This window comes from Gordonia sp. UBA7599, assembly GCA_002477755.1.
In the GTDB taxonomy this organism is placed as follows: Bacteria; Actinomycetota; Actinomycetes; order Mycobacteriales; family Mycobacteriaceae; genus Gordonia.
This window is the reverse complement of record DLKD01000032.1, coordinates 26,429-49,329: the sequence shown is the minus strand read 5'-3', so window position 1 is coordinate 49,329 and position 22,901 is coordinate 26,429. Positions and strand designations below refer to the sequence as shown.

25 protein-coding genes are annotated in these 22,901 nt (G+C 67.1%); 17 read left to right on the top strand and 8 right to left on the bottom strand.

The genetic code is table 11. From position 1 onward, the window contains the following. The 4 genes from nrfD to B4L26_RS03460 form a co-directional block, all read right to left on the bottom strand. The coding region (gene nrfD / locus B4L26_RS03475; RefSeq protein ID WP_290715872.1) for an NrfD/PsrC family molybdoenzyme membrane anchor subunit at window positions 1-1,084 on the bottom strand (1,084 nt) is incomplete at its 3' end. Next, complete coding sequence (locus B4L26_RS03470; RefSeq protein ID WP_290715869.1) at window positions 1,081-2,100, bottom strand: 4Fe-4S dicluster domain-containing protein; 1,020 nt, start codon at window positions 2,098-2,100, stop codon at window positions 1,081-1,083. The genes B4L26_RS03470 and nrfD, both read right to left, overlap by 4 nt. After that, complete coding sequence (gene fdnG / locus B4L26_RS03465; protein WP_290715867.1) at window positions 2,088-5,294, bottom strand: formate dehydrogenase-N subunit alpha; 3,207 nt, start codon at window positions 5,292-5,294, stop codon at window positions 2,088-2,090. Before fdnG ends, B4L26_RS03470 begins: the two co-directional genes overlap by 13 nt. Before the next feature lie 100 nt (window positions 5,295-5,394). Continuing rightward, window positions 5,395-6,270 carry a sigma-70 family RNA polymerase sigma factor gene (locus tag B4L26_RS03460; protein ID WP_290715864.1) on the bottom strand — a complete coding sequence of 292 codons (876 nt, stop codon included), beginning with the start codon at window positions 6,268-6,270 and terminating at the stop codon, window positions 5,395-5,397. 120 nt (window positions 6,271-6,390) lie between these two features. Here B4L26_RS03460 and wrbA point away from each other — a divergent pair, with 120 nt between their 5' ends. From wrbA to B4L26_RS03415, 9 genes are all read left to right on the top strand, one after another. Further along, window positions 6,391-6,990: an NAD(P)H:quinone oxidoreductase gene (gene wrbA / locus B4L26_RS03455; RefSeq protein ID WP_290715863.1), complete on the top strand. Its 600-nt coding sequence runs from the start codon at window positions 6,391-6,393 to the stop codon at window positions 6,988-6,990. Between the two features lie 46 nt (window positions 6,991-7,036). Next, the gene (locus B4L26_RS03450; RefSeq protein WP_290715861.1) at window positions 7,037-8,581 is read left to right on the top strand and encodes a carboxylesterase/lipase family protein; all 1,545 of its coding nucleotides are present in this window, start codon (window positions 7,037-7,039) and stop codon (window positions 8,579-8,581) included. After that, the gene (locus tag B4L26_RS03445; protein WP_290715859.1) at window positions 8,578-8,865 is read left to right on the top strand and encodes a putative quinol monooxygenase; all 288 of its coding nucleotides are present in this window, start codon (window positions 8,578-8,580) and stop codon (window positions 8,863-8,865) included. Before B4L26_RS03450 ends, B4L26_RS03445 begins: the two co-directional genes overlap by 4 nt. 97 nt (window positions 8,866-8,962) lie before the next feature. After that, entirely contained in the window at window positions 8,963-9,481 is a 519-nt protein-coding gene (locus B4L26_RS03440) for a DUF1877 family protein (protein WP_290715857.1), read from the top strand. Between the two features lie 62 nt (window positions 9,482-9,543). Beyond that, complete coding sequence (locus tag B4L26_RS03435) at window positions 9,544-9,777, top strand: FitA-like ribbon-helix-helix domain-containing protein (RefSeq protein WP_290715855.1); 234 nt, start codon at window positions 9,544-9,546, stop codon at window positions 9,775-9,777. Next, window positions 9,774-10,196 (top strand): type II toxin-antitoxin system VapC family toxin, encoded by a 423-nt coding sequence (locus B4L26_RS03430; RefSeq protein ID WP_290715853.1) that lies wholly within the window; start codon window positions 9,774-9,776, stop codon window positions 10,194-10,196. Before B4L26_RS03435 ends, B4L26_RS03430 begins: the two co-directional genes overlap by 4 nt. A 21-nt stretch (window positions 10,197-10,217) precedes the next feature. Beyond that, complete coding sequence (locus B4L26_RS19060) at window positions 10,218-10,754, top strand: putative immunity protein (RefSeq protein ID WP_299490394.1); 537 nt, start codon at window positions 10,218-10,220, stop codon at window positions 10,752-10,754. An 89-nt stretch (window positions 10,755-10,843) separates the two neighbouring features. Beyond that, complete coding sequence (locus tag B4L26_RS03420) at window positions 10,844-11,485, top strand: class I SAM-dependent methyltransferase (RefSeq protein WP_290715848.1); 642 nt, start codon at window positions 10,844-10,846, stop codon at window positions 11,483-11,485. Between the two features lie 11 nt (window positions 11,486-11,496). Further along, window positions 11,497-13,053 carry an acetolactate synthase large subunit gene (locus tag B4L26_RS03415; RefSeq protein ID WP_290715846.1) on the top strand — a complete coding sequence of 519 codons (1,557 nt, stop codon included), beginning with the start codon at window positions 11,497-11,499 and terminating at the stop codon, window positions 13,051-13,053. Between the two features lie 19 nt (window positions 13,054-13,072). Here the strand turns inward: B4L26_RS03415 and B4L26_RS03410 are convergent, their stop codons facing one another. Then, on the bottom strand, window positions 13,073-14,308 hold the full coding sequence (locus B4L26_RS03410) for a multidrug effflux MFS transporter (protein ID WP_290715844.1): 1,236 nt from the start codon (window positions 14,306-14,308) through the stop codon (window positions 13,073-13,075). An 11-nt stretch (window positions 14,309-14,319) separates the two neighbouring features. Here B4L26_RS03410 and B4L26_RS03405 point away from each other — a divergent pair, with 11 nt between their 5' ends. Then, window positions 14,320-14,805, top strand: a complete 486-nt coding sequence (locus B4L26_RS03405; protein WP_290715842.1) for a MarR family winged helix-turn-helix transcriptional regulator — start codon at window positions 14,320-14,322, stop codon at window positions 14,803-14,805. A 39-nt stretch (window positions 14,806-14,844) separates the two neighbouring features. Here B4L26_RS03405 and B4L26_RS03400 read toward each other — a convergent pair whose 3' ends face one another. Continuing rightward, complete coding sequence (locus tag B4L26_RS03400) at window positions 14,845-15,993, bottom strand: serine hydrolase domain-containing protein (RefSeq protein WP_290715840.1); 1,149 nt, start codon at window positions 15,991-15,993, stop codon at window positions 14,845-14,847. 145 nt (window positions 15,994-16,138) lie between these two features. On the opposite strand from B4L26_RS03400, the gene B4L26_RS03395 reads away from it, so the two are divergent. The 3 genes from B4L26_RS03395 (at window position 16,139) to B4L26_RS03385 (ending at window position 18,470) form a co-directional block, all read left to right on the top strand. Further along, window positions 16,139-17,059 (top strand): DMT family transporter, encoded by a 921-nt coding sequence (locus B4L26_RS03395; RefSeq protein WP_290715837.1) that lies wholly within the window; start codon window positions 16,139-16,141, stop codon window positions 17,057-17,059. After that, entirely contained in the window at window positions 17,052-17,414 is a 363-nt protein-coding gene (locus B4L26_RS03390; RefSeq protein ID WP_290715834.1) for a zinc ribbon domain-containing protein YjdM, read from the top strand. The genes B4L26_RS03395 and B4L26_RS03390 overlap by 8 nt, the downstream gene beginning before the upstream one ends. Before the next feature lie 93 nt (window positions 17,415-17,507). Next, window positions 17,508-18,470, top strand: a complete 963-nt coding sequence (locus tag B4L26_RS03385; protein ID WP_290715832.1) for an arabinofuranosidase — start codon at window positions 17,508-17,510, stop codon at window positions 18,468-18,470. A gap of 20 nt (window positions 18,471-18,490) precedes the next feature. Here B4L26_RS03385 and B4L26_RS03380 read toward each other — a convergent pair whose 3' ends face one another. Continuing rightward, a complete protein-coding gene (locus tag B4L26_RS03380) occupies window positions 18,491-19,057 on the bottom strand; it encodes a TetR/AcrR family transcriptional regulator (RefSeq protein ID WP_290715830.1) in 567 nt (188 codons plus the stop codon). A gap of 56 nt (window positions 19,058-19,113) precedes the next feature. Here B4L26_RS03380 and B4L26_RS03375 point away from each other — a divergent pair, with 56 nt between their 5' ends. Genes B4L26_RS03375 through B4L26_RS03365 form a run of 3 tightly spaced genes read left to right on the top strand, consistent with a single transcriptional unit; the run spans window position 19,114 to window position 21,275 of the window. Continuing rightward, on the top strand, window positions 19,114-20,259 hold the full coding sequence (locus B4L26_RS03375; protein WP_290715829.1) for a zinc-dependent alcohol dehydrogenase: 1,146 nt from the start codon (window positions 19,114-19,116) through the stop codon (window positions 20,257-20,259). Between the two features lie 27 nt (window positions 20,260-20,286). Next, window positions 20,287-20,712, top strand: a complete 426-nt coding sequence (locus tag B4L26_RS03370; protein WP_290715827.1) for a tautomerase family protein — start codon at window positions 20,287-20,289, stop codon at window positions 20,710-20,712. A 2-nt stretch (window positions 20,713-20,714) separates the two neighbouring features. After that, complete coding sequence (locus tag B4L26_RS03365; protein ID WP_290715824.1) at window positions 20,715-21,275, top strand: carboxymuconolactone decarboxylase family protein; 561 nt, start codon at window positions 20,715-20,717, stop codon at window positions 21,273-21,275. 9 nt (window positions 21,276-21,284) lie between these two features. Here the strand turns inward: B4L26_RS03365 and B4L26_RS03360 are convergent, their stop codons facing one another. Beyond that, complete coding sequence (locus B4L26_RS03360; protein WP_290715822.1) at window positions 21,285-21,833, bottom strand: TetR/AcrR family transcriptional regulator; 549 nt, start codon at window positions 21,831-21,833, stop codon at window positions 21,285-21,287. Window positions 21,834-21,937: 104 nt separating this feature from the next. Between B4L26_RS03360 and B4L26_RS03355 the strand changes: the two genes are divergently transcribed. Further along, window positions 21,938-22,861 (top strand): alpha/beta fold hydrolase, encoded by a 924-nt coding sequence (locus B4L26_RS03355; protein WP_290715819.1) that lies wholly within the window; start codon window positions 21,938-21,940, stop codon window positions 22,859-22,861. Window positions 22,862-22,901: the final 40 nt, after the last annotated feature.

Below are 22,901 nucleotides of genomic sequence, written 5' to 3'. Positions count from 1 at the left end.
TGGTGATCGAGTCGTCCACGATTCCTTCGGCGCGGCGCTTGGCGAGCCGGTTCTTCTGCGGCACCACCGTGTAGCGGGGGTCGTTGGCGGCGTGAATGCCGGCGTGCAGCACACCGAACCGGGTCAGCGCCGAGGCGGTCAGCAACGTGACACCCGACAGTGCGGCGACCGTCCGGTTGCGGCCGCCGACCAACGCCGCCAGGCCGCCGATCGCGACCAGCCGCTTGCTCCACTCCAGCAGCTTGCCGGGCGTGCCCTGGTGCAGCGGTTCGGCCGCCACCGGATCCATGGAGTGCTCCATCAACTCGGTGGCCGCCAGTTCGCACGCCGAGCCGATCACGGCCAGCGCCCGCGCCGGCCCGGCGTCTTCGACCGGGGTGGTGATCATGCCCAACCCGCCCGCGGCCAGGCTCGCCGAACTGACGAAGACGAAAGGCAGATCGCGGTGCGCGGCGTGCCAGGTCGGCATCGCGGTGTCCCCGAGCAGCACCGCCGTGTACGCGGCCAGCGGTGCGCCCATCAGGCCGGCGCCGAGCCCGGACATCGGTTCCGCGGTCCGCAGCACCGGCCGCAACGGACCGAGAGGCAGTCGGTCGCCGGTCATCCGGTCCACCTCGCCGACGGCGGCAACGCCGACGAGTCCGCTGTACCCCGTCAGAATCCAGGAGCCGACACTCATCGGTGAGGTGACCTTGAAGGTGCGCATCATGTGCAGAAAGCGTTCGGGACGGCCGAGGTCCGCCACCAGCGCAAGGGCGCCCAGCGACGCGGCACCCAGCCCGGCAAGACGGGTGTTTCGGCGCAGGGTCTCCCGGCCGGTGAGCTGAGCTCCGGCCCCCAGCACCGCAGATCCGCCGGCCACGCCGCCGAGGAACAGGTAGAGGCCGATGGGCCACTCCCACGGCGGTGCCTTCACCACCGGGCGACCGTAGTAGCCGTGCTCGTCGAGTTTGGCCACCTCCACTGTCGGCACCATCAGATCGGCGCCCCGGCTCCACCCGGATCCCTTGCGGCCCTTGTCCTTCCGGCCGCCTCGACGATCGGGCCGAGGCGGCCGGAACTGGTCGTACTCGGAGCTGGTCATCGGCGCCGGTCCCTCGATGAACCCAGGAACGAGACGGCCGCTGCGGCGGCCATTCCCGCCACCGCGAGCCCGGCCCGCTTGTACATGGTCGGCAGATCTGCTGTCGGCACCCGCGGATCCGGCGGCAGTCCGTACACCTCCGGCTCATCGAGCAGGAGGAACACCGAACCGGTGCCGCCCACGCCGTCGTTCTCGTTGGCTCCGTACAGCCGCGCTTCGGTCATGCCGGCCGTGTGCAGCTGCGCCACCCGGTCGTGCGCCTTGGCGACCATCTCCGCCCGATCACCGAACGAGATCGACGTCGTCGGACAGGTCTTGGCGCAGGCCGGGGTCTCGTTCGCGCGCAGGCGGTCGTAGCAGAGAGTGCACTTCTGCGCGACGCCCCGCTTCGGCACAGCGGGCTGCTCACCTTTGCGCTCGCCGTCGCGAGTGGTCGGCGCGACGGTGCCATCGCTGCGCCGCTCGACCACGCCGAACGGGCAGCCCGCCACGCAGGTTCCGCAGCCGTTGCAGATGTCCGACTGCACCACCACGGTCCCGAACTCGGTGCGCATCATCGCGCCGGTCGGGCACACGTCGAGGCAGCCGGCGTGCGTGCAGTGTTTGCACACGTCCGACGACATCAGCCAGCGAAACTCGGGCGTGTCCGGAGGTGTCGAGTCCCCGGTGGGTTCGGCGGCGGCAGGCTCGGCGTCGACCCTCGTGCGCAACTGCGGCATTCCCAGCCCGACGAGCCGCGCGCCGGATTCACGTGCGGTCTCGATCCGCTCGGCATCCTGCTCGATGAAGGCGACGTGACGCCAGGTACTGGCGCCCAGCGCCACCGAATTGTCGTACGACATCCCGGTGAACTCCAGGTCGCCGTCGCGCGGATTGCCATTCCACTCCTTGCACGCCACCTCGCAGGCTTTGCAGCCGATACAGATCGACGTGTCGGTGAAGAAGCCGCGCCGCTCCTCGAGTATCGGCCAGGCGGCGTCGGCGCTCGGGTCGGTGGGGCCGGTCAACTGTCCCATTGCCGGTCTCCTTCCTGCACCCGGGGTCCATCGGCATCGTCGGTCGCAGTCACTCTCTCATTGTCCGTCTCCATCGTGACACCCGCGCGTCGCTGGTACTCACGAACCAGATCGAGTGCGGCGCCACCCCGCGGACGCCGGCCGGCGATCATTGCACATGACCCGACCTTGGACTCCTGGATGAACACGTTGGGGTCCATCGTGACGCCGATCAGGTCGTTCGCCGCGTCACCGGTGACGACGGCGTCACCGCCCTGCCCCCAGTGATACGGCAGACCGATCTGGTGGACCGCGCGCCCGTTGATGTCGAGCGGCCGCAGCCGGTCGGTGACCAGCACCCGCGCCTCGATCGCCGCGCGGGGCGAGATGATCGTCGCCCAGCCCTCGTTGACCACTCCGACCTCCGCGGCCAGTGCCGGTGAGATCTCACAGAACATTTCCGGCTGCAGTTCCGCGAGATAGGGCGACCATCGACTCATTCCGCCAGCCGTGTGGTGCTCGGTGAGCCGGTAGGTCGTGAAGACGTACGGGTACACCTCCACCCCCGGGTCGCCGGCGCTGGGCGCATCCAGATTGTCCGCGCGCGGCATCATCACGCGAGCCGGCGCCTGCTGCTGCTGGTACAGCGCATTGCGTACCGGCGACTCCTGCGCCTCGTAGTGCGTGGGCAGCGGACCGTCGACCAGCCCGCTCGGTGCGAAGAGCCAGCCCTTGCCGTCGGACTGCATGATGAACGGGTCGTCGCCACCGATCGCATCGGCGCCTATCGCACCGGGCTCCGGCTGCCGCCCTGGCGGGGTCGTCGCCGGGAAGTCGGGAATGTCGTCGCCGATCCAGCGGCCGGCCGCTTCGTCCCACCAGACGTACTTCTTGCGCTCACTCCACGGACGGCCCTGCCGATCGGCGGAGGCACGGTTGTAGAGGATCCGGCGATCGGCCGGCCATACCCATCCCCACTCCGATTGGGTCACGCTGGGGCCGCCCTGCGGTTCCCGGCGGGCCGCCTTATTGACGCCGCCCGCGGCGACGCCGGTATAGATCCAGCACCCGGCCAAGGTCGAGCCGTCTGCTTTGAGCTGGGTGTACGAGTCCAGCGGGGCGCCCGCGTCGGGCCCCGTCGCATACCGCCCGTTGATCTCGACGAGCACCGCTTCGGGGTCGATGTCACCGTGGTCGTTCACTGGATAATCCCAGGTCATATCTAAGATCGGCCGATCACGCGGATCGTCCGAATCAGCCAGTCGCGCCCGGATCCGTACGCCCAGATCGTGGTAGAAGTCCAGTTCGCTCTGTGCGTCTCCGGGGGGCGACACCGCCTGGTGCCGCCACTGGACCATGCGTTGGGTCTGTGTGAAGCTGCCCGACTTCTCCACGTGCGTCGCGGCAGGCAGGAAGAACACCTCGGTGCCGATCTCCTCGGTCTTGAGTTCGCCTGACGCGATCTCCGGTCCGTCCTTCCACCAGGTCGCGCTCTCGATCATGTTGAGGTCGCGCACCACGAGCCACTTGAGTTTGGCCATCGCCAGGCGCTGCTGACGGGCGTTCGCCGAACCGACGGCCGGGTTCTGGCCGATGATGAAGTAGCCGTCGACCTGGCCCTCCAGCATGTTCACGACCGTCTGGTAGGTCCCCGCCGGGCCGTTGAGGCGGGGCAGGTAGTCGTAGGCCCAATCGTTCTCCGCGGTCGCCGCATCACCCCACCACGCCTTGAGCAGGCTGACGGTGTAGGCGTCGGCGTATGCCCAGTAGCCCTTTCCGGTGACCGGGGTGACCGCCCGCACGTAATCGGCGAAGGTGTCGTGTTTACCCACTGACGGCATCGGCAGATATCCCGGCAGCAGATTGAACAGGGTCGGGATGTCGGTCGACCCCTGGATGCTGGCGTGACCCCGCAGCGCCATGATGCCGCTGCCCGGGCGTCCGACATTGCCTAGCAGAAGTTGCAGGATGCCCGCGGTGCGGATCACCTGAGCACCCATCGTGTGCTGGGTCCAGCCGGTCGCGTACCCGAAACAACCGGTGCGCTCGGGGCCGGAATTGTCGGTCAGCGACCGCGCCAAGTAGTCGAAATCGGCCGCCGAGACGCCGCACATCTGCTCGACCATGTCCGGCGTGTAGCGGGCGAAGTGCCGCTTGAGGAGCTGGAACACCGACTGCGGATCGGTGAGCGTCTCGTCCCGGCCGCCCGAGTACTGCCAACTGGCCGTGTCATACGTTCCGGTCTCCGGGTCGAAGCCGGAGAACAGTCCGTCGAGGTCTTCGGGGCCGACGAAATCGGCGTCGATCAGAGCTGCCGCGTTGGTGTACGCGACGACGTAATCGTGGAAGTGCTTGTCATGGGTCAGCACGTAGTTGATCAACCCACCGAGCAGCACGATGTCCGAACCCACCCGCATCGGGATGTGTTTGTCGACCACCGCTGAGGTCCGTGTGAAACGCGGATCGACGTGAATCACGCGTGCACCGCGGGCCTTCGCTTCAGCGACCCACTGGAATCCGACGGGGTGCGCCTCCGCCATGTTGCCGCCCATGAGCACAATGCAGTCGGCATTGGCCATGTCCTGCAGGGACTGGGTGGCGCCACCGCGGCCAAACGAGGCTCCCAGACCGGGAACCGTGGCGGAGTGTCAAATGCGGGCCTGATTCTCGATCTGGATGGCCCCGGCCGCGGTGAAGAGCTTTTTGATCAGATAGTTCTCTTCGTTATCCAGCGTGGCGCCGCCCAGCGAGGCGATTCCAAGGGTGTGCCGCAGCGGCCTCCCGTGCTCATCGGTGTCGCGCCAGTGCTCGCGGCGCGCTTGGATGAATCGATCCGCGATCATGTCGATCGCGCGGTCGCGGTCGAGATCCTGCCAGTCGGTGGCATACGGTGCGCGATAGCGAACCTTGGTCTGCCGCAAGGGACTGTTGACCAACTGCTCGCTCGATGAGCCCTTCGGACACAATCGGCCCCGTGAAATCGGCGAATCCTCGTCACCCTCGATGGCGATGACACGCTCGTCCTTGACATACACCTTCTGGCCGCATCCGACAGCGCAGAAGGGACAGACGCTCTGAGCGACACGATCGGCCGAGACCAACCGGGACTCGAGGGCTTTGGTGCGTGGCGATTCGACTGCAGGACCGCGCCCGAGCTTGTCACCGGACCGCAGCTGCCGGATGACCGGCCACTCGAGGGGGCTGAACCTCGCCATGTGTCCAGAGTATCCGGTGCGGAAACCTGATCTGCCCGAACCGCCTATCGGCGTCGGCTTGAAGGGCCGTGCGGGACCCCTCGCGACCAGATCGACTTCCTCATGAGCCGGTTGCCGGTGTCCTGATGTGGAACTGCCTCAGCCGTGCTGGGTCGAGGATGACGTCCATCCGGTCGATTCGGCCGTCGGTGATGGCGAGCGCGCCGACGCTGTAGACCGCTGAATCGCGGTACGCGATCCAGCCCGGCCGGCCGTTGATGATTGCGGGGCGTGCGTCGGTGTAGTTCGACGAGAATTCTCGGGCCCGGCTCGCGACTGACTCGGCGCCGCGCACCTCGATGACCGGTTGCCCGGCGACCGCGATGCGTTCGACGATCTGCGGGTCGAGAACATCTACCAAGGCGTTGAGGTCACCGCCCTTCGCCGCAGAGAGGAACGCGTCGACGACGATCTGTTCGGCGGCCGGGATCGCAGAATCAAGGTCGCTGGGATCGGTGTGGCGGATCCGGCCACGCCCACGGCTGGCCAGCTGGCGGGCCGCCTCCGACGAACGATTCAGCACCCGGCCGATCTCGGCGTAGGGGAAACCGAATGCGTCGTGCAGCACGAACGCGACCCGTTCGGCCGGGGTCAGCGTGTCGACGACGACCTGCAGGGCCGAACCGACGGTCTCCGCCAGCAGCACGTCGATCTCTGGATCCGGGTGCGCCAGCGGATCGCTCGACTCGGAAACGTGATCCAACGGCATTTCTCGCCTGGTCGCGCGCGAGCGCAGCTGGTTGAGTCCGATCCGCCCGACCGTCGTCATCAACCACGCCTCAAGGTTGTCGATCGATGCGCGGTCGGTGCGCTGAAGCCGCACCCACGCCTCTTGGACCGCGTCATCGGTGTCCGCGTCGGAGGCGAGTAGCCGTCGCGCGACGGCTTTCATCTTCGGCCGGTGCGTTTCAAACTCCGCCGCGACGTCGTCGTACATCTCCACGTCTCCTAGACCCGAGCCGCCCCCCGAACGTGACGTCACGTTTCTCGTCGTGGGCGGGTCTGGTTCTTGAAAGGGCAATCGCCCCCCACACTACGAGGCAGGAACATCTACCCCATGAGCAATATCGCCGTCATCTACTACTCCGCGACCGGCAACGTCTACCGACTCGCCCAAGCTGTGGCCGAAGGAGCGGCCGATGCCGGTTCGAATGTCCGGCTGTTGCGTGTGGCCGAGACGGCGCCCGACGTGGCCATCGACTCCCGGCCCGAATGGCGTGCTCATGTCGAGGCCACCTCCGATGTCCCGGTGGCGACCAACGACGACCTGCGCTGGGCCGACGGTCTGGCGTTGGGAACCCCGACTCGATTCGGCAATGTGAGTGCGCAGATGAAGCAGTTCCTCGACAGCACCGGCCCGTTGTGGATGGCCGGTGAGTTGCCGGGCCGCACCGCGACCGCGTTCACCAGTACGGGCACGCTGCACGGGGGCGCCGAAGCGACGATCCTCTCGCTCTATCAGACGATGTTCCACTGGGGCTCGATCGTGGTGGCGCCCGGCTACACGCAGCCCAATGTCGCCGGCGGCGGCCAGGCACCTTACGGTGTCGCCCACACCGCCGGATCCGGACTGCCCGACGAAGCAGTGCTGGCTGCTGCCAAACACCAAGGGTTCCGCCTCGGGACCTACACCGCGCGACTCGTCGCGTCGCAATAGCGGCCGTTGGTACCGTGAGCCGACTTACCGGAAGGGAGTTGGACTCATGGCGCGTGACGGCGATTCGGAGTCGGGGCAACTCGATATCACCACGACGGAGGGTGTTGTTCGCGGAGTCGACCAGGGTGCGACGCTCGCCTGGTACGGCATTCCGTACGCGCAACCGCCGATGGGGGAGCTTCGTTTTCGCCGCCCGGCTGCAGCGGCTCCTCGCGACGAGACATTCCTCGCCACGTCGTGGGGGGCACCGCCTGTCCAGCCGCCGATGCCGCAGCCGTTCGGCGGCATCGGCGACGCAGGGGACTGGTCTGAGGACTGCCTGACGATCAACGTCGTCCGCCCGGCCGGAGCAATCGGTCCGCTCCCGGTAATGGTGTGGATCTACGGCGGCGCATTCACCATCGGCGCGTCGCGCAACTACGACGCTCGGCGGCTGGTGGAGCACGGTGACGTCGTGTTCGTGAGCATGAATTACCGGGTCGGCGCATTCGGATTCCTCGACCTGAGCAGCTTGAGCAGCGATGAGGCGGTGTTCGACACCAACGTCGGCCTCTACGACCAGATCCTCGCCTTGTCGTGGGTGCGCGACAATATCGCGGCATTCGGCGGTGATCCGGACAACGTCACGATCTTCGGGGAATCGGCGGGGGCGATGTCGGTGATGGCGCTGATGAGCATGCTGGACGCCGCCGGACTGTTCCACAAGGCCATCGCCCAGTCCCCGGCACCTGCCCAGGCCAACAGGACCTCCGAGCTGGCGCACTGGGCGTCGGACTTCGCTGCGACCCTCGGAGCAGCACCCGGGGACGAGGCGGCCGTGTTGAAGGCCGCGTCGGCGGATGAGATCTTGGCCGCGATGGTCGCCTTTTCCCAGCGGGTGGCCCAGGAGGATGCCGGCGCGATGCCATTCGGGCCCTGTGTGGACGACGTCTCGTTGTTCGGGTCGCCGATGGCGACGATCGTCGACGGGCAGCAGGCGAAAGTGCCGCTGCTGATCGGCACGAATGACAATGAGGGCCTGCTGTTCATGTTCGGTGCCCAGATGAGTGGGAGTGAAACACTCGCGGTGCTGCCCGAGACGGTGGAACGGGTGCTTGTCGGGGATGCCGCGCGCAAGGAGTTGCTCGACGCCTATCCGGGATATCCCGATGGTCCGGTTGCTGCACGGGTGGGCGGCGACCGCCTGTTCTGGTATCCGTCGACGGTGGCCGCGGGGGCGCATTCGTCGGTCGCGTCGACGTGGGTCTACCTGTTCGAGTACACATCGGACGACCGCAGATTCGGCGCGCTGGGACCGACGCACGGACAGGAGATCCCGCACATGATGGGGTGGTCGGGGGCACCGGCAACCGGCCGTCAGCCCGCCGGGACCGCTCGTGATGCGGAGTTCGCCGGTGCCATGATGACCGCGTGGACGCGATTCGCGCACGATGGATCTCCCGCCGACGACTCGGCGTGGCCGCGCTACGACGCGGCGCACAGGCCGACGATGATCCTCGACGAGATCTTCCGAGTGGTCGACGACCCGCACCGGGACCGTCGGCTGGCATGGGAGCGGTATTACTCCGTGCGGGACGCTGGCGACGAATGAGCATTGGCGAGGTCTCGCTGACCGGGCGCCTCATTTGCGCTGACGACGAGCAGATCGCCATCGTCGTGGAGCACTTACCGCGCCACACCGAGTTGACCCGAGCGGAGTCGGGATGCCTTGAGTTCTCCGTCGTGCAGACCGACGATCCTCGCGTTTGGCAGGTTGACGAACGGTTCACCGCTACCGCCGCTTTCGAAGCCCATCAACGTCGAGTCTCTGTCAGCGAATGGGGTCGCGCGACGAAACACATCGAACGCGACTACATACTCAGAATTGCCGATTGAAGTAGGCAGTGTGGACAACTGCGGATGCCAGTCGAGGTTGTCCACAACGGTCTCAAACAGGCCGATTCGGGGTTGAGTCCGGCCCCAAACTCGATCCATGGGAATCAGGTATTACGCATATGCGTACGAGGCAGAGAACGTAGAACAAGCTGTTGCCAATCCGGCCAGCGTCATCAGTGATGATCCGCTCGCTGACGCTTGGGGATTCGAACCGCACACGTACGGGGTGATCAACGCGACGTTCGAGCAGTCGGTCCCCGAGGCCGACATGCTGTACCTCGACAAGGCGTGGAGTCTCCTCCAATGTGCGACCGAACCGAACGAGGGGGAACCGGCTCGTCCGGCCTTTCGGATGTTCGAGGGGCAGGTCACCCAAACTGGCATGGGGCACCTGCCGTTTGTGCGAGTGCTGACGCCGGCCGAGGTGGTCGATGTCGCCAAAGACCTTGCCGACATCAGCGACCAGGAGGTCGCGGACCGGCTGCACGCGCACAAGTTCTACGGCCCCACTCATGGCGACGATCTTTCGTACGCGCTTGACTACTTGGAACGAGCGCGCACCTTCATGCGTGGCCTTGTCGGCAGTGGCCGGGGTATGGCCTACACAATCAGATGATTGGTCGGACAGAAGACTCCGGCGCTATCATGCTTGATAGCAATCTCGGAAAGGAGTCTCCGATGGCCTCCATCGTCGTGCGAGGGCTAGACGAATCCGTCAAGAGGCGGCTCGCAGAGCAAGCAAAAGAGAACGGCCGGTCGATGGAGGCTGAAGTCAGGGACATCCTTTCTTCGGCGGTGCGTCGACCTCACATCGGGATTGCGCTTATGCGTGCCGCTTCCGAGGTCGACAGCGTCGACGATCTTCTCATTCCGGAACGCAGCGACGTCGCCCGAGCCGCGGACTTCGGTTGATCATCCTCGATACCAACGTCATTTCAGAAGCCCTTCGGCGCGAACCCGACGCCGCCGTGGTCGCGTGGCTCGCCTCGCTCGTTGGCGATGTCGCCATCACGTCCGTGACCCTCGCCGAGTTATTGGCGGGAGTTGGTCGTCTCCCGGATGGTCGTCGCAAGACCACGCTGTTGGCCGTGATCGAAGAGGCGGTGGAACCGTATCGCGACGGGCGGTCCATTCTCGCCTTCGACGATGCTGCGGCTCGTCAGTACGCGCAGGTTCTCGTCGTTCGTGACGCGGCCGGGTTGCCGATCAGCACCGCCGACGCACAGATCGCGGCGATCTGTCGGGTGCACCACGCCGCGCTTGCGACCCGCAACCTCAAGGACTTCGAGTGCACCGGCCTCGAACTCGTCGACCCCTGGAACGGTCGATGATCGATCGACGATGATGGTGTAGTGACCTCGCCCCAGACGCTCAGCGACGCGGATCGGCGAATCGTCGCTCGGTGGGCGATAGCGTGCGCGCAGCGGGTGCGACCCCTGTTCGACGGTCCTGCTGAAGCTTCGGCCGCACTCGACGATGCGGTCGAACGAACGCGTGCCTACAGCGCAGGCCGGAGCAGCGCGAAGGAGGAGATTCGGCAGAGGTTCGTCGCAGTGAAGGCCGCGAGTGCCGCAGTCACTCCGGCGGGTGCGGCTGCGGCGAGGTCGGTCGCGCAGGCGTCGGGAGTGGCTCACATGGGTGCCCACGCGTTGGGTGCCGCGGCGTACGCGGTGAAGGCGGTGTCGCTGGCCCATCCCGACGCACCGGAGGTCGTCGACGCAGAAGTGCGATGGCAGGTGGCGGAATTGACCGACGAGGAACGGTCGATCCTGCGCCTGTTGCCGCCGCTCGGCGCCGACCGCTCGGGTCCGCTCGCGGAGGGGTTGCTGTCGCGGGGCATCCTCGGCGCGACCATCCGCGAGCTACAAGTCGAGATAGCTGTTGGTTGACGCCAAGGACGGCCAGTGAACGCTGGAATCGAACCTGGCCACAGAAATCAGGGCGTGTGGAGTTGCGCGGCGGCTGGTTGAATGAGGCAATGGCGATTGCTGATCGTGTACTGGCTGGGATCGCGCGTCAGCTCGGCGAACCAACGGGGTTTGCGGGTCGGGTTGTCGGACGCGTACTCAACCGTGGGAATCGCCCGCTAGTCGTCGCGGCTGTTGCCGTCGCAGATTGCGGACCCACGGCCGAAGTCGCTGACATCGGATTTGGCGGCGGCGTCGGGCTCGGCCTGTTGCTCGACAGCGGCGCTGCGGTTGTGCACGGCGTCGAGATGTCCGAGACGATGCTCATCGAAGCGAATCACCGGTTCTCCGACGACATTGCCGGCGGCCGGTTGTGCCTGCATGCCGGTCGGTTGGAGAGCCTGCCCCTCGACGACTCAGCGTTGGACGCCATCATCTCGACGAACACGATCTACTTCGTGCCCGACCTTGCCGCCGCTCTGAGGGAGTTGGCGAGGGTGCTTCGCCCATGCGGGCGGTTGGTTCTCGGCGTCGGAGATCCGGACCAGATGTCGAAGATGCCCTTCACGCGCCACGGATTCCGGTTGCGCCCCATCAGCGAACTGGTGTCGGCGATCCGTGAGGCGGGCTTTGAGCGGGTTGACGATAGGCGCGTCGGGGACGGACCCGGCGCCTTCCATCTTCTCGTGTGTGAGTTGCCAGCGGCGGAGTAGAGGAACCACAGATGACCACTGGCGCTCAGGCACTGATATTCACCCTGCTCGATGCGGGCGTGGAAGTGTGTTTCGCCAATCCAGGAACGTCGGAGATGCATTTCGTCGCCGCGCTCGACGACGTGCCCGAGATGCGCGGCGTGCTGTGCCTTTTCGAAGGCGTCGTGACTGGCGCGGCGGACGGCTATGCCCGCATCGCCGGTACCCCGGCGGCGACCCTGCTGCACCTTGGCCCGGGCATGGGAAATGGGCTGGCCAATCTGCACAATGCGCGTCGTGCTCACGTGCCGCTGGTCAATGTGGTCGGCGACCATGCGACCTACCACAAGCAGTACGACGCACCATTGGAATCCGACATCGAGGCGCTCGCGCAGTGGACCCATGGCTGGGTGCGGCGCATCGGATCGGGGGCGAGCATAGGCGCCGACGCCGCTGATGCGGTGGCCGCCGCACAGGCCACGCCTGCACAGGTGGCGACGCTGATCCTGCCCGCCGACATCTCCTGGAGCGACGGTGGGGAACCGGCCGGTCCGGTCGACCCGGCGCCGCCGGCCAGTCCGGACGCGTCAGCGGTTGCCGCAATCGCCGAGGTGTTCCGCAACGGGGAGCGCGCCGTCCTGCTGATCGGTGGCGCGGCCAACGGCGAGGCGGGGCAGCGCGCGGCCGACCGGATCGCTGCTGCCACCGGCGCCACCGCTTTGGTGGAGACGTTCCCGGCCCGGCACACTCGTGGCGCCGGTGTTCCGGCGCTGGACCGTCTCGGCTACCTGGCCGAGGCGGCGATGGCGCAACTCGAGGGCGTCGAACACTTGATCGTCGCAGGGACTGGTGCGCCGGTGTCGTTCTTCGCCTACCCGGGCAAGGCCAGCAGCCTGGTGCCCGACGGCGCGCATGTGCACACCCTCGCCGGCCCCGACACCGATGTGGTCGCCGCGCTCGAGCAACTCGCTGAGTTGGTGGCCCCCGACGTTGAGCCGCGGCTGGCGCAGCCCACCGCCGTCGAACTGCCGACGGGTGACCTCACCGTGCAGAACTGGGTGCAGGTGGTCGCCGCGCTGCTGCCGGAGAATGCCATCGTCTCAGACGAGAGCAACACCTCCGGGGTGATGCTGCCCGCGGCGACTGCAGGCTCTCCGCGCCACGATGTCCTCACCCTCACGGGTGGGGCGATCGGACAGGGGCTGCCGGTGTCGGTCGGTGCGGCGATCGCCGCCCCGGACCGCCCCGTGATCGCCCTGCAGGCCGACGGTAGCGCCGCCTACACCATCTCGGCACTGTGGACGATGGCCCGGGAGAACCTGAACGTGACCGTGGTGCTGATCAACAACCATGCGTACGCGATTCTGCGGCTGGAGCTGATGCGAACCGGTGCCGGAACCGGCGGCCCCAAGGCCCAGCAGCTTCTCGACCTGGCCAATCCGGACATGGACTTCGCCAAGGTCGCCGACGGATTCGGGGTGCCGTCCAGCGTCGCCACCACCTGCGAGGAACTCGCCGAACAGTTCAGTGCCGCAGTGGCCGCACCCGGGCCACACCTCATCGACGCACGGATCCCGCCGCTCCTCTGAGACGACGGGACCGGTTCATCTACCGGTCGCTGCGGTCGCTGTGCCGCGCGAAGAGGAACGTGGCGACGGCGATGGCCGCGGTGCACAGCATCACGACGGCCAGCGGTCCGGCGGTGTCCTCGCCCTTGATGCTCACCAGCGGCGAGACGATTGCCGCGAGGCCGAACTGCAGGGCGCCGATGATCGCCGAGGCGCCGCCGGCGTGGGAACTCACCGCGGACATGGCCAGTGCGGTTGCATTGCCGAAGACCAGGCCGAGCGCGCCCACGATCACGAACAGCGGCGCGGCCAGTGACCAGGCCGGTGCCCCGGTGAAGGCGAGGACGGCGAAGGCGATGGTTGCGACGCCGATGATGGACAGGCCGACGGCCACCAGGCTCTCGACTGCGTGTGACGCGACGAGTTTCGCGGATACGGCGCTGACGACCATCAGCGCAAAGGCGTTGATACCGAATGCGATTCCGTACCCACCACTGCTCAGTCCGATCATGTCCTGGTACACGAACGGCGAAGCGGCGATGTAGGCCATCATCGTCGCGAAGGCGAATCCGAAGGCGCAGCAGTAGCCCAGGAACGCGGGGTTGCGCAGCGTTGTCCACGCAGATTGGGCGTCGTCCTCCGCGGCGTGAGCGTCGCGTTTCTCGCGGGGCAGGGTCTCCCGGACGACACCGGCGACGGCGATAAGCATGACCACCGAGATCGCCAGCACGACGACGAGGATGCCGCGCCAGCCGATCGGTCCGACGAGGAAGCCGCCGACCATGGGGGCGATAACGGGTGCGACGCCGCCGACAATCATCATCAGGCTGAATGCCTGGGCTGCCCGCTTGCCGGTCGATAGGTCGGAGATGATCGCGCGGCCGATCACCATGCCCGCCGCGCCGCCAAGGCCTTGGGCGAATCGTGCCGCCACCAGGATGCCGACGTTGGGGGCGAGTGCGGCGACAACACCCGCGGCGACGCACAGCGCGGCGCCGGCGAGGAGCGGCTTCACGCGGCCGAAGCGGTCGGACAGTGGGCCGAAGACCAGCTGTCCCAGTGTCACACCCAGCAGGAATGCCGTCAGGGTGAGCTGGACGGCGGTCGCCGAGGTGTGGAGGTCACCGGTCATCTCCGGGAAGGCGGGAAGGTACAGGTCAGTGGCGAAGGGAGCCACAGCCGACAACAGCGCCAGCACCAGCAACAGCGGCGTGGTGATCTCGCGATGGGGGGTGGCCGCGTCGGCGGAGTTCTGTGGGTTCAGCGTCGCACTCATATAGTTATGATATGATAACTACTGTGGATCCGGCAAGCAATAGTGACGCAGCCCTCGCTGAGATCGCCGAACTGATCCTGCGGATCGGACGCGATTTGGAGCCGAACGGGCCCGACGGTATCGACGGACTGGTGCAGCTGACCGGAACGGAAGCCGCGGTAATGCGGTGGATTCACCGGGCCCCCGGCACGACGCCCGCGGCGACAGCGGAGGCCACCGGGCTGCTGCGGAGCAATCTGAGTGCGGCGCTGAAGTCGTTGGTCGCCAAGGGGATGGTCGAGAAGCGGCCCGACCCCGCCGACGGCCGGTCGGTGCGCCTGCACGCAACGCCACTCGCCGAGGACAACATCGCCCGACTCCGCGAGTTCTGGGCCGGCCGGCTGCGCGACGCGCTTTCCGTCGAAGCGGTTTCGCCGGCCTCCTCCGACGCCGACCTGACGACCGTCGCCGCGGTTCTGGGAGTCATCGACGACGGGGTTCGGCGCCGCCAGCACTAGCGATGGGTGCCTGGCTGGGTACAGGGTCGCGAAGTGCTCTTACGCGTTTAGCGCGGCAAAAGCCGCAGTCAAGTACGCGCTGGTCCGGGCCGATCCGAGGAGTTCGCCACCCATCTTGTTCATCACATACGAGATGGTGGTCTTGGCCTCCGGCACCATGACGGTCTGCGATCCTCCGTAGCCGCCCCAGTAGCAGATCCGACCGTCCGGGATGTAGGGCACCGACGTGGTTTCGGGGAGGGCAAAGCCGATCCCGAAACGCAGGGGGACGCCGAGCACCAGGTCGACCCCATGGCTTTGCTCCTCGAAGATCCGCCCGATCGTCGCCGGCGACAGGGTCAGTCCCGTTCCCGACGCCGGATCGCCGACGCTCCCGCGCGCAATCACCGACAACGTTCGGGCGAGCGCGCGGGCCGTCGAATGGCCGTTGGCGCCGCCGATGTCTGCGCGTCGCCAGGGCACCGTGTTGGCGTCCTCCGCCACGACGGCCGGTCCGGTGAAGGCCTTGAATGCCGGTGCATCCGGCGACATCGGGGGTATTTCAGTCAGCGGCGGAGGCGGAATGAGCTCGGCGATCCGGTGGTCGTCCGCCGGGCCGGCGCCAATCTGCAGGTCGGTGCCGAGCGGGCCGGCGATCTCGTCGGCCACGAAAGTCTTCAGGTGTTTGCCGGTGACGCGCCGGACCACCTCGCCGAGTAGGTGGCCGTAGTTGATCAGGTGGTAGCCGGACGCGGTGCCCGGTTCCCACCACGGCGCCTGGCCGGCGAGTCTCGAGGTGGACAAGTCCCAGTCGTAGAGGTCGCTGGTCACGATGGGCTGGTCCCACCCGGCGACGCCCGAGGTGTGCGACATGAGATGGGTGACGGTCACTGCTTCTTTGCCCGCCGCCGCGAACTCGGGCCAGTACGTGGCGACGGGTGCGTCGAGGTCGAGGAGTCCGCGATCGGCCAACAGCAGCACTGCCAAGGCCGTCACTTCCTTGGTCGTCGACCACACGTTGACGATCGTGTCCCGCTCCCACGGGAGGGTGCGGGCGGCGTCGCGGTGACCGCCCCAGAGGTCGACGACGAGATCGCCGTCGACGTCGATCGCCAGCGCCGCACCGCATTCTTCGCCGCTGGCGATGTTGTCTGTGAAGATCTCGCGCAGATCGTCGAATCGGGAATCACATGTTCCGTGAACGTTCATGTCTGCTCCTCACTGAGCGGGTATCGCTGACGCTAGCCCCGGACGCCCGGTCGTGGAGGTTCTCGCGAGAGTCGGCAGACAAAGCCGATCCTGGTACACCGGGGCCAATCGGGCATTTGCCCGAGTGGCCTGATATTTATTTCTCGTGGGAAACGTATTGGCGATCGTCCTTGCTCTGACCGCTGCACTGCTCTTTGCGCTGGCCGCGGTATTGCAGGAGCAGGGCACCAAGGGCGTCGACTCCGATGTGGAATCCACCGGCGTCGGCTTCTTCGCGCGTCTCGTCAAGCGCAAGGTGTGGCTCGCCGGGATCGCCACGGACATCGCTGGCTTTGTCGTCCAGGCGGCGGCTTTGGCGGTGGGCAGCCTGCTGCTGGTGCAGCCGCTGCTTGTCACCACCTTGGTCTTCGCGCTTCCGCTGGCCGCGTATGTCCACAAGCGGCGGTTGACCCGCAGAGAATGGTTCTGGGCCGTGGTCCTGTGTGCCGCGTTGACCGTCTTCATGGTCCTCGGCCAGCCCGAGGCCGGTATCACGCAGCCATCGGGCAAGGCGTGGATCATCCCGATCGCGATCCTCGTCCCCGTAGTCGCCGTGTGCATCATCGGCGGATCCAGGATGAAGAGCGGATCGGCCAAGTCGCTCGTGCTGGCCATCGGAGCGGGCATGCTGCTCGGGTACTCCGCGCCGTTCACCAAGACCGGTATCGACGCGTTCGGCCAGGGCATTCTCAACGGCCTGAGCAGCTGGGAGTTCTGGGCGATGGCCGTGACCGCGACGTTGGGCACCCTGTGGCAGCAGTCGAGTTATCAGGCCGGCGATGTGCAGACCAGCCTCCCGGCAGTCACCGTCCTCAAGCCGATCATCGCGATGGCGCTGGGCCTGACGATCTATCAGGAGCACCTGCGGACGGGGCACGCGGGCGACCTCGTGGTCATCGCGGCGCTGGTCGCGACTCTGGTTGCGACCCTCGCGCTTGGCCGGATGAGCGGAAGCGGGGGTCAGCCCGCCAAGAGCGACGGACCAGCCACCCACGACCAACCACAAGGAGACGACGCACATGCCTGATGACTCACCAGAACTGCCCCCGTGCCCGGAGTGCAGCGAGGCGTTCACTTATGAACAGGGCACGTTGTTGGTGTGCCCGATGTGCGGGCACGAGTGGTCGGCCGACGATGCCGCGGCGTCGGATGAGGCTGGCGTCATCAAGGACGCGGTGGGCAACGTGCTCGCCGACGGCGACACCGTCACCGTCGTGAAGACCGTCAAGGTCAAGGGTGGCGGCGGTGGTGTGATCAAGGCCGGGACGAAGGTCAAGGGCATCCGCCTGATCTCCGACGGTGTCGGCGACCATGACATCGACGCCACCGTTCCCGGACTGGGCCGCATGCAACTCAAGTCCAGCGTCGTGAAGAAGGGCTGAGTCGGGTTCGGATCGGCTACGCCTGAATCACAGAAGGCGCACAGTCATCGCCAGGCTATGGCTGTTACTGATGGGGCAATTGATACTGCTGGGATGAGAGTTACCAGGTTGGCGCTGCGCGCCGTCGGTGCGTCTGTCGTGGCTGTAGCGGCGCTTTCCTTGTCGTCGGGTGTGAGTCGCGCGGAGCCGCAACCGGACTGGCGGTACACGCTGGTGGCGTTCAACAACACCAGTGCGCGCGACATGAACGTGTTCGAGTCATCGGATGCGGCGGAGTTCGACGTCCTCAAGCTCGCCGCCTATCGTCCGCCGGTCGGCTTGGTCCGCGATCCCAGCATCTTCCGGCACACCGATGGCTGGTACTACGTCACCTACACGACGGGGAACGGGGCGAACATCGGCTTCGCACGCAGCCGTGATCGCGTCAGCTGGACACATCTGAGGGATTGGCCGGTCCCGCTGTGCTGCGCCTTCCTTCCTGGGACCGGCGACGGGAAGGGGCCGTCGCTGCCGTTCATCTCCGGATCGGCCGGTTTCAAGGACGGGCCGTCGCTCTCGCCGTTCACCACGAAGGCCTGGGCGCCGGAATGGTTCGTCGACGACGGCAAGGTGAACGTCATCCTGTCCATGTCGACGGGCGGCGGCTTCGTCCCGTACGTGATGACCGCTCGCGATGCGTCGCTGCAGTCGTGGACTTTCCCGCAGCCCCTCGGGATTCGTGCGGACCACATCGACACCACCGTCGTGAAACTGGGTGGGACCTATCACGCGTTCACCAAGAACGAGACCACCAAGGTCATCGAGCATGCGACAGCGCCGTCGTTGCGGGGGCCGTACACCTTCGTCACGCCAGGGGCGTGGGGGTCGCTCGTGGAGGGTCCGGCCCTTGTGCAGCTTCCCGACGGGGATTGGCGGATGTTCCTCGACGAGTACCAGACCGGCCGTTACCTCTACTCCGACAGCAGCGACGGACTGCGGACCTGGACCCGCCCGCGGGAGTTCACCGGAATCCCCGGGGGTGTGCGCCACTTCGGCGTCGTGCGTGAACCGGCGTGATGGGCGAACGGGTGCAATAGCTACGCCGCCAGAGTCGGTAGGACGAGGTCCAGCGCGAGGTCGACGGGCCGGGTCGAGCGCGTCACGCGGGCCATCATGATGGCCCCTTCCAGCGCGCTGATCGCGGCCAATGCGGTCTCGTGCGCGTCGGTTTCTTCGCGGCCGGCGCGCGTCAACGACTCCGCGAGGAGGCCGGTCCACTCGTCGACGATCTCGGCGATGATCGGCCCGAGGTCGGCGTCGCCGTAGCCCTCCTGGGCAGCGGCGCCGACGGGGCATCCGGCGGTGAAGTCGCTTTCGAGTAGTTGCTGCTTGTAGTAGGCACCGATTCCGCCGAACAGCTCGGCGGCCGGCACCCCGTCGTCGACGCCCGCTCGCAGTCGGCTGCTGACGAGACCGCCGACCCAACGCAAGGCGTCGGAGAGCAGTTCGGCGCGCCCGCCGGGGAAGTGGAAGCCGACCGAGCCGCGCGGCGCCCCGCTCGCCTCCAACACGCCGGACACCGTCGTCCCGGCCACGCCGCGCTCACGCAGCATCAGTGCGGCGGACACGACCATTCGCTCCCGCGTATCCGTTTTGGCACCCATGGGCGACCTCCAGGTACTATGCTCTGCTACATACAATAGTAGCGAGGACCACTCTCATGCAGGAACTTACCTTCGTCCGCACCGGGCAGCTGGAATGGCGGGACCGTCCGGAGCCGACGCTCGTCGACCCGTCGGACGCACTGGTGCGGCCGTTCGTCGCGAGCCGCTGCGACGGTGACACCCTTCCGCTGCACAGCAATGTGTCACGACCGATGCAGGCGGGGATCAAGGTGGGCATGATCGACCCCGTCGTGGCCTCGATCGTCGGTGGTGTCCCATTCCAAGGGCCGTTCGGCATCGGGCACGAGGCGATCGGGCAGGTCACGGCGATCGGCTCCGAGGTGTCGGGTCTGCGTGTCGGCGACATCGTCGTGGTGCCGTGGGCGATGGCGTGCGGCACCTGTTACGAATGCGGTCTGGGGTTGACGGCGAAATGCTCGACGATGACCGCGCAGAGCCCCGGCAAGACGCTCGCCGCGTTCGGGTTCGGCCCGTCCTGCGGATCCTTCGGCGGCATGGTGACCGATTCCCTGCGGATCCCGTTCGCCGACTTCAACCTCGTCAAAGTGCCCGACGGGGTAGACCCGCTACGGGTGGCGGCGGCGAGTGACAACCTCGCCGACGCATGGCGTGCCGTCGTGCCGCCACTGCAATCGCGACCCGGCGGGAAGGTCCTCGTCATCGGCGGCGGCGGCCAGAGCATCGGCCTCTACGCCGCTGGGCTCGCCGTCGCACACGGTGCCTCGGTGGTCGACTACCTCGACGATCGTGAGGCCCGACTCGACGTCGCCGAGGGGTTCGGTGCTTCGGCCCACACCATCGGCAAGAACCGCCGGAAGTCGATCTTGGGGTCCGTGCCCGACCGCTACGACGTCGTGGTGGAGGCGTCGTCGAATGCACAGGGGCTGCGCGATGCGCTACGGGCCCTGCGCCCGGGCGGCATCTGCACCGGCACCGGCTATTACGTGAACACCGGCACCAAGATCCCGGTGATGGACATGTACGCCACCAGCGCCACGCTGCACGTCGGGGTGTCGAACGTGCGCCCGGTGCTGCCCGCACTCCTCGACTTCGTGGCTACCACCGGATTCCCTGCCGAGCGGGTTACCTCCTTGCTCGCGGACTGGGACGACGCTCCGGATGCCTACCAGTCGCACACCACCAAGGTCGTCCTACACCGCGACCCGCTCGACCTGTCCTGACCGACAACAACACCGAAGGAGAATCCGATGCCGCAGATCCAGCTCACCGTGCCCGAGGGTGCCCTCACCGTCGACGGGGGCGTCACCGTCCAGAACGACCTGGCCGCCGTCCTGCTCAAGTGGGAGGGCGCGCCCGACAATGAGTTCTTCCGTAGTCTCGCCTGGGCCTACCTGCATCAACTGCCCGCGGGCAGCCAGATCACCGCGGCTGATGCGCAGCCGCGGTTCCGCGTCGATGTCACCGTGCCGGCCGGTGCCCTCAACGACGAGCGCCGCGCTGGGCTGGTCAAGGAAGCCACCGAGGTGGTGCTGGCCGCAGCCGGGCTGGGCGCTGATCAGGCGCTGCGGGTGTGGGTGTTGATCCACGAGCAGGCCGACGGGACCTGGGGAGCCGGCGGGCATATCTTCCGTTACTCCGATCTGGTCGCGCTCGCCAAGGGTCCGAAGGGCTGACAATGGTGGAGTTCGTGCTGCCGGAACTGCCCGACGAGTCGAAGGCGATTCTGGACGCGGTCGTGCCGCCGCCGAACCGTGCGCCGCTGCTGTATCTGGCCATGGGGGCCAATCCGGCCGTCCTGCGGGCCTACGCGCAGGGGCCGATCCTTGGGCTGCACGGTTTGCTGCACACCGGTCAACTCGATCCGGCTGACCGCGAACTGGTGATCCTGCGGGTCACCGGCCGCCGCCGCGCCGAGCACGAGTGGGGCGTGCACGTCGCCTACTTCGGCAGAACCTCGGGGCTCACGCGGAGTCAGCAAGCCGCGACGGTCACCGACGAGGCGCCCGACCCCGCATGGTCGCCGCGGCAGTGGGCGATCATCGGCATTGCCGACGCCATCGCCGATCAACGGCCGTTCACCGACGACGAAGATGCTGCCATTCGTGCGGTCCTCACCGACGCGGAGCGCGTCGAGTTCCTCTCCGTCGCATCGCTCTACCTGGGGATCTCGGCGCTGTGCCGCGTGTTGGAGATTCCGCGCGAGCCCGGCGCGCCAGCGCTGCCGGAATCGCCCTAGTTCCATCGGTCAGGACGGAAGTCGAGTGACCATCGCCATGATCGTGTCGCGCAGGTCGCGGCGTTCCGAGTCGTCATAGAGCTCGATCAGTGCGGTCTCGGCGATCATTGCGACGGTGAGTACGGCGACTGCGCCCGGGTCGGGCCAGCCGAGTTCGGCCATGTCGGGAGTCATCAGGGCGGCGGCGTCGTCGTTGCGCGCCGAAACCTCGGGCAGCAGGTCGGCGTCGGTGCGTGACTGCGCCAGCAACGCTTTGGTCCCGCGTGTGCGCCGGCATCCGTCGAGGAAGGCCTCGACGCCCGTGCGCAGCCGCGCTGCGCCGGGTGCCATGTCGCCGATCGCCTCGGCGACGTCGGCGTTGAGCCTTTCGTGATAGTCGCGATGGAGTGCGACGAGGTAGTCGCGCCGGGTGGGGAAGTGGTTGTAGAAGCTACCCTTCGCCATCCCCGCGGTGTCCACGACCGCGTTGACCGACAGCCCGGCGAGCCCGCGGGCAGCGGCCACCTCGAATCCGGCTGACAGCAAGGCGTTGCGGCCGGGCTCGGCAGGTCGTGCCATCAGCGGTTCCTCCTGGTGTGCGGCCGCATCCTGATGCGTCGATCCTCCCATGCTACGGTGTGACCGACCGGTCGGTCATTCACCACGACGAGAAGGAGCATGGCATGTCTGCCTTGAAGAGGATCGCGGCTGCGACAGGTGCCGTCGTCGCGGGCGCCCTCATCGCCACGCATGGGACCGGCGCGGCGAGCGCAGCGCCGTCGTACAGCTACCTCAGCGGGCTGGCTGCGCAGCTGACCGCGCCGGGGCCGCCGCCGGGGGCCAACGATTGGCGCTGCCGGCCTGACGCCGCCCACCCGAACCCCGTCGTCCTCCTGCACGGGCTGTCCAACGACACCATCACGTGGAACACGTTGTCGCCCGTGTTGGCCGACGCGGGGTACTGCGTGTTCACGACCACCTACGGTCGCGGGTTGCTCGGTCCGATCGGTGCGGTCGCCACCGTGCAGGAGAGCGCGCGCCAGATCGCCGCGTTCATCGAGCGGGTGCGTGCCGCGACCGGTGTGTCGAAGGTGGACCTGGTCGGGCATTCGATGGGCGGTGCGATCCCGTTCTACTACCTCAATCACATGGGCGGCATCGGGAAGATCGACGACTACATCGCGCTCGGTGCGCCGCTGCACGGCTCGGATCTGAGTGGTGTGCAAACGGCTCTTGCCGGAGTCCTGGGGATTCCGGGCGTCGGCCCGGAGGTCAGCCGCCAGTGTGGGGGCCCCTGCCAGTTGAACCCGGGTTCGCCGTTTCTCAAGGTGCTCAACCCCGATCCGGCCATCGCTCCCGACATCGACTTCACGATGATCGTCACGCGCTACGACGAGATCGCCACGCCGTACACAACGGGACTACTCCGCGGCCGCAACGTCCGCAATGTCGTGCTGCAGGATCGCTGCGCCACCGACTACACCGAGCACTCCGAGATGACGGCCGACCCCATCGCGGTCCGCGAGATCCTCAACGCGTTGCACCCGGCCACCGCGGTACCGGCCCGATGCACGACCGTCCTGCCGTTCATCGGTCCCATCGGGTAGCCCGACCGGCGCCAATCGAGCCCCGTACCCCACACCGTTT

What these genes read in the sequence shown, in the direction of transcription:
- B4L26_RS03360 (WP_290715822.1), bottom strand. Translation starts at nt 21,833, where the DNA reads ATGGCACGACCTGCCGAGCCCGGCCGCAACGCCTTGCTGTCAGCCGGA.
- B4L26_RS03390 (WP_290715834.1), top strand. Translation starts at nt 17,052, where the DNA reads ATGCCTGATGACTCACCAGAACTGCCCCCGTGCCCGGAGTGCAGCGAG.
- B4L26_RS03370 (WP_290715827.1), top strand. Translation starts at nt 20,287, where the DNA reads ATGCCGCAGATCCAGCTCACCGTGCCCGAGGGTGCCCTCACCGTCGAC.
- B4L26_RS03450 (WP_290715861.1), top strand. Translation starts at nt 7,037, where the DNA reads ATGGCGCGTGACGGCGATTCGGAGTCGGGGCAACTCGATATCACCACG.
- B4L26_RS03400 (WP_290715840.1), bottom strand. Translation starts at nt 15,993, where the DNA reads ATGAACGTTCACGGAACATGTGATTCCCGATTCGACGATCTGCGCGAG.
- B4L26_RS03440 (WP_290715857.1), top strand. Translation starts at nt 8,963, where the DNA reads ATGGGAATCAGGTATTACGCATATGCGTACGAGGCAGAGAACGTAGAA.
- B4L26_RS03415 (WP_290715846.1), top strand. Translation starts at nt 11,497, where the DNA reads ATGACCACTGGCGCTCAGGCACTGATATTCACCCTGCTCGATGCGGGC.
- B4L26_RS03470 (WP_290715869.1), bottom strand. Translation starts at nt 2,100, where the DNA reads ATGGGACAGTTGACCGGCCCCACCGACCCGAGCGCCGACGCCGCCTGG.
- B4L26_RS03420 (WP_290715848.1), top strand. Translation starts at nt 10,844, where the DNA reads ATGGCGATTGCTGATCGTGTACTGGCTGGGATCGCGCGTCAGCTCGGC.
- B4L26_RS03355 (WP_290715819.1), top strand. Translation starts at nt 21,938, where the DNA reads ATGTCTGCCTTGAAGAGGATCGCGGCTGCGACAGGTGCCGTCGTCGCG.
- B4L26_RS03375 (WP_290715829.1), top strand. Translation starts at nt 19,114, where the DNA reads ATGCAGGAACTTACCTTCGTCCGCACCGGGCAGCTGGAATGGCGGGAC.
- B4L26_RS03405 (WP_290715842.1), top strand. Translation starts at nt 14,320, where the DNA reads ATGATAACTACTGTGGATCCGGCAAGCAATAGTGACGCAGCCCTCGCT.
- B4L26_RS03410 (WP_290715844.1), bottom strand. Translation starts at nt 14,308, where the DNA reads ATGAGTGCGACGCTGAACCCACAGAACTCCGCCGACGCGGCCACCCCC.
- B4L26_RS03435 (WP_290715855.1), top strand. Translation starts at nt 9,544, where the DNA reads ATGGCCTCCATCGTCGTGCGAGGGCTAGACGAATCCGTCAAGAGGCGG.
- B4L26_RS03460 (WP_290715864.1), bottom strand. Translation starts at nt 6,270, where the DNA reads ATGTACGACGACGTCGCGGCGGAGTTTGAAACGCACCGGCCGAAGATG.
- B4L26_RS03385 (WP_290715832.1), top strand. Translation starts at nt 17,508, where the DNA reads ATGAGAGTTACCAGGTTGGCGCTGCGCGCCGTCGGTGCGTCTGTCGTG.
- B4L26_RS03445 (WP_290715859.1), top strand. Translation starts at nt 8,578, where the DNA reads ATGAGCATTGGCGAGGTCTCGCTGACCGGGCGCCTCATTTGCGCTGAC.
- B4L26_RS03380 (WP_290715830.1), bottom strand. Translation starts at nt 19,057, where the DNA reads ATGGGTGCCAAAACGGATACGCGGGAGCGAATGGTCGTGTCCGCCGCA.
- wrbA (WP_290715863.1), top strand. Translation starts at nt 6,391, where the DNA reads ATGAGCAATATCGCCGTCATCTACTACTCCGCGACCGGCAACGTCTAC.
- B4L26_RS03365 (WP_290715824.1), top strand. Translation starts at nt 20,715, where the DNA reads ATGGTGGAGTTCGTGCTGCCGGAACTGCCCGACGAGTCGAAGGCGATT.